This window comes from Delftia sp. ZNC0008, assembly GCF_000799035.1.
Lineage (GTDB): Bacteria > Pseudomonadota > Gammaproteobacteria > Burkholderiales > Burkholderiaceae_C > Comamonas > Comamonas tsuruhatensis.
The window spans coordinates 1-4,391 of record NZ_JTKZ01000961.1; the positions used below are offsets into that span (position 1 = coordinate 1).

Consider the following 4,391-nt stretch of genomic DNA (forward strand, 5'->3'; position numbering starts at 1 on the left):
CGCGTTGCCCGAGAATTCCAGCCCCCGGCGCAGCGTGCGGCCTGCGTTCTGGTAGGTGGCGCGCCCTCCCGTGTTGGACAGTACGGTGAGTTCGCGCTGGGTATGGGTCTCGAACAGCGTGAGGTTCCAGCCCGCGTTGCCATGGCGCCCGCGCAGGCCGACCTCGACGGTGTTGTGGGCGCTGGCGGCCAGGCCGGTGTTCAGGCCGCTGTTCATGCCATTTTGGCCACCGGGCCGGTAGGCCACTTCGTTGAGCGTGGGCGTCTCCATGCCCCGGCCCGCCGATGCGTGGGCCACCAGCTCCGGCAGCAGGTTCACGCGCAGGCCCAGCGAGGGCAGCCAGCCGCGCCAGGCCATGCTGCCGCTGTCGTCGCCATTGCCGGCTGTGATGTAGTGGTCCTCGGACCGGAAGCGCACGCGCGCCTGGCGCAGGCCGGCGCTCAGGCCCAGGCTCTGCGTGCTCCATTCGGCCTGCAGATAGGGGTCGGCGGAGCGCGCCTGGTTGCGTTCGTCGCGGCGCAGCCGGCCCTGCACGCCGAGCTGGCTGCCGATGAAGTTCTCGTAGCCGCGCCGGGTCTCGCCCTGCCAGTCGTAGGCCAGGCCCGCCGACCAGTCCAGCCGGCCGCCGGCCACGTCCTCATGGGTGCTGCGCCAGCGCAGGTTCATGCCCGCGTAGTCGCGGTCCAGGTCGATCACGCCGCCTGAATGCGAGGGCGGCGCCTGCGTGGCCACGGGAATGGACTGGTACTGCAGCACGGAGCGCGTGCCCGCATAGGCCATGAGTTCCAGGCGCTGGCCCGCGCCGAACTGGTGCTGCCAGGCGGCGCCCAACTGGCGCTGGCGCACGCTTTTGCGCGTATTGAAGCGCAGCGCGCTGGCCGTGGTCTGGCCGGGGTCGGCCTCGAACTCGGCGCGTGTCAGGCCCAGCGGGTCCTGGGCGCTGGCGCGCTGCTCCTGGTACTGCAGCAGCCACTGGTCGTCGCCCTGCTTGCGTGACAGCTTCATGTGGGCCGTGCTGCGGTCGGCGGCCGACTGGGGGCGCATGCCGTCGGTGGCGAAGCGCTCGATGTGGATGGCATAGCGCCAGGGGGCGGAGCTGCCATCCGCCTGGTCCGGCTTTCCGCCCCCGATCGTGCCGCGCAGCTGGGTGGACAGCCGCCACAGCCCGTCCGGCCCCATGGCCATGCCGCTGCGCCACAGGCCCGGTTCCTCGCCATCTTCGGTGTACAGCAGCAGCGCACCGCCTGCGCTGTTGCCGTAGAGCACGGCGGCCGGGCCGCGCACCACGTCCAGGCGCGCGGCGTTGCCCAGCGTGAAGTTGGCGGCCTGGCCCTGGCCATCGGGCGCGCCGGCCGGGATGCCGTCCACGTACAGGCGCAGGCCGCGCACGCCAAAGGTGGAGCGCGCACCGAAGCCGCGCACCGAGATCTGCAGGTCCTGGGCGAAGTTCTGGCGGTTCAGCACCACCAGGCCCGGCACGCGCGCCAGGCTCTCGGACAGGTTGACCTGCATCTGCCCCTCGCGCAGCACCGTGCCGTCCACGCTATCGATGGCGGCCGTTGCGCGCCACAGGTCGGGGCCGGCGCCGGGCTGGCTGGCCGTGATGACCACGGGGGCGAGCAGGGCCTCGCTGGAGTCCTGCGCTGCGTCCGCCGCGTGGGCGGGTAGCGCGTGCAGGGCGTGCAGCGTGCAGGCCAGTGCGGCGCCCAGGGTGGGCAGGGCGGGCCGGGGGTGTCTTGTGCTGTGTGGGGAGCGTGTCATTGCGGGCGGGCCTGTGGCGATGCCCGAGGTTACCGAGCCCGGCAATCCGCTCCAACACGGGTGATTTCCCTAGTGCTGTCCTGTGCCGTGGCGGAACAACAATCGCGGCAGTTTTGATGTCCGTCATGCAACAGCCGCCTCCCGCCCCACTGCCCTCCAATCCCTTCTATGCCTCGCGCCAGGACCGGGTGGCCCTGGCGCGCGAGCGCTATTTCGAGCGCGGCGAGCGCCCATCGGGCCTGGTGTCCGAGCCCGTGCTGCAGTCCTGGATACGCTGCCTGGGCGCCAGCCGCAGCCCCGACGAGAAGATCAGCTTCGACCCGGTCAGCAAGATCCGCACGGCCACCTTGCTGACCCACAACCGCGCGCTGATCGAGGCGGCGCGCGACCCCATCGCCGAACTCGAAACCGTGATCGCGGGCAGCCAGGCGCGCGCCATGCTCACCTGCAGCGAGGGCGTGGTGCTGATCGCCTCGCGCCCGACGCCGGGCGACGGCCCGCTGCTGCTCACTGCGGCTCGCGTGGGCGTGAACATTGCCGAGGATGCCGTGGGCACGGGCGCACCCGGCGTGGCCGTGCGCACGGGCGAGGTCTGCCATGTGCGTGGCGGCGAGCATTTCTTTCGCTGCCTGGCCTCGCTGCACTGCGCGGCCGCGCCCGTGCGCGACGCCAGCGGGCGCACCGTGGCCATGCTGGACCTGAGCAGCGAGGCGGGCCCCTTTCGCTTCGATGCGGGCGCCATGGCCCACATGTACGCCACCTGCATCGAGAACCGGCTGCTGGTGGGCGCCGCCCGCATGCACCTGCTGCTGCGCTTCCAGTCCAGCCGCAGCATGTTCGGCACACCGCTGGAAGGGCTGGCCGCCGTGGATGGCGGCGGCATGGTGCGCTGGTTCAACGGCGTGGGTGCCCAGTTGTTCGACTGCCCGCGCCGGCCCGCCGAGGGGCTGGCGGCAGAGGAAGTCTTCGGCCTGGGCCTGAACCAGTTGCTGGAGCTGGCCCACCACGGCCAGGCCCGCCCGCAGATGCTGCCCACGGGGCTGACGCTGTGGATGCAGGTGCAGCTGGATGAGGCATCTTCCCAGGTCGAGGAGGTGCTGCCGGCCATCGAGGCCCTGCCGCAGCCCGCCGAGGCGCCGTCCGAGGCACCGTCCTCCCTGGGCGAGGCCAGCCGCGAGCTGATCGAGCAGGCCCTGGCCCGCTGCCAGGGCAATATCTCGCAGGCCGCCCGCATGCTGGGCGTCTCGCGCGGGCTGCTGTACCGGCGCCTGCGCGAATGGGGCAGGGCCTAGGCCGTCTGGCCTATGCCGGCATGGCGGCCAGTGCGCCGCGCATCCATTCGATGAAGACCCCTGCCTGGGCCGGCAGCGCACGCCCTGCAGCTGGCACGGCGCGCAGGCCGCCCTCGAAGGGCACGAAGCCATGGGGCGCCACCAGCAGCCCCTCCTGGAGCTCGCGTGCGATCAGCCGCTGCTCCACGAGGGCAACGCCCAGGCCCGACAGTGCTGCCTCTATGCACAGGTGGGTGTGCGGGAACGCCAGCGTCTCGCCCAGGGCCACGGGCTGGCCCGTCAGGGCTTCCCACTGGTTCCAGGCGCTGGCCGTGTACTCATGTGCAATGCGCGCGCGGTTGGCGGGCCGGCGCCGGGCATAGGCCGGCGTGCAGACTGCGCCGAAGTGCACGGGCGCCAGTTCGATGGCGCGGCGGCGGTCTGCCTCGCCGTAGGTGGACAGGTCCCAGGCAATGATCAGGTCGGCGCCTTCATTGCGCATCTCGCGCGCCGAGGTCATGGACAGGCGGATGCGGATATGTGAGTGGCTGCGGTAGAACACCGCCAGCTGCGGCACCAGCCAGCGCATGGCAAAGGTGGCGCTGCAGGCTACATGCAGCCCCGGTGCCTGGGCGTCGCGCGCCAGCTGGGCATAGGCGGCCTCCAGATGGTCGAAGGCCGTGCGCACCGAGGCATGGAAGACGGCGCCGGCCTCGGTCAGGCGCAGGCCCGTGCCTTCTTTCTCGAACAGCGCCGCGCCCGCGTGCTCCTGCAGCAGGCGCAGGTGGCGGCTGATGGCGCCGTGGCTGCGGCACAGTTCCTCGGCCGCGCGGGTCACCGAGCCGGTGCGGGCAATGGCCTCGAAGGCGCGCAGGGCGGCCAGCGGCGGCAGTTGTCTCATGGCAATCAATTCGTCAGAAAAACTGACGCATGGGCAGAAAAACTGCATTGTCCCGCATCGCCGTGATTTCTAGCATGAAGGCCTGTTCATTGGAGTTGTGCAGGCTTGCCAGCTCCTTTGCACAGTTCAATTTCTTGACGAAAAGGAGTTTCCATGCAGATCACCGATATCGCGGCCCATGAGGCGCTGGACAGCCGGGGCCATCCCACCGTGGAGGTCGAGGTCGAGCTGGAGGACGGCGCACGCGGCCTGGCCCTGGTGCCCTCGGGCGCCTCCACGGGGCGGCATGAGGCGCTGGAGCGGCGCGACGGCGATGCCTCGCGCCACCTGGGCAAGGGCGTGCTGGGGGCGGTGCAGGCCGTCAACACCGAGCTGCGCGATCTGCTGCGCGGCATGCAGGCCGACGCCCAGGGCCGCATCGACACGGCCATGATGGCGCTGGACGGCACGCCACGCGG

Annotated in this window: 3 protein-coding genes and 1 pseudogene; 2 read left to right on the forward strand and 2 right to left on the reverse strand. The window is 71.3% G+C overall.

The annotated features are described in order from the left end of the window. Window positions 1-1,761 (reverse strand): TonB-dependent receptor domain-containing protein (locus tag L995_RS30880; RefSeq protein ID WP_047475297.1); only part of this gene is annotated, 1,761 nt, incomplete at its 3' end. 125 nt (window positions 1,762-1,886) lie between these two features. Between L995_RS30880 and L995_RS30885 the strand changes: the two genes are divergently transcribed. Next, window positions 1,887-3,053, forward strand: coding sequence for a helix-turn-helix domain-containing protein (locus tag L995_RS30885; protein WP_231574576.1), 1,167 nt, complete (start codon window positions 1,887-1,889; stop codon window positions 3,051-3,053). Window positions 3,054-3,063: 10 nt separating this feature from the next. Here the strand turns inward: L995_RS30885 and L995_RS30890 are convergent, their stop codons facing one another. Further along, window positions 3,064-3,981, reverse strand: coding sequence for a LysR substrate-binding domain-containing protein (locus L995_RS30890; protein ID WP_047475301.1), 918 nt, complete (start codon window positions 3,979-3,981; stop codon window positions 3,064-3,066). A gap of 105 nt (window positions 3,982-4,086) precedes the next feature. Here L995_RS30890 and eno point away from each other — a divergent pair. After that, window positions 4,087-4,391: pseudogene (eno, locus tag L995_RS30895) on the forward strand (phosphopyruvate hydratase); the annotation flags it as partial.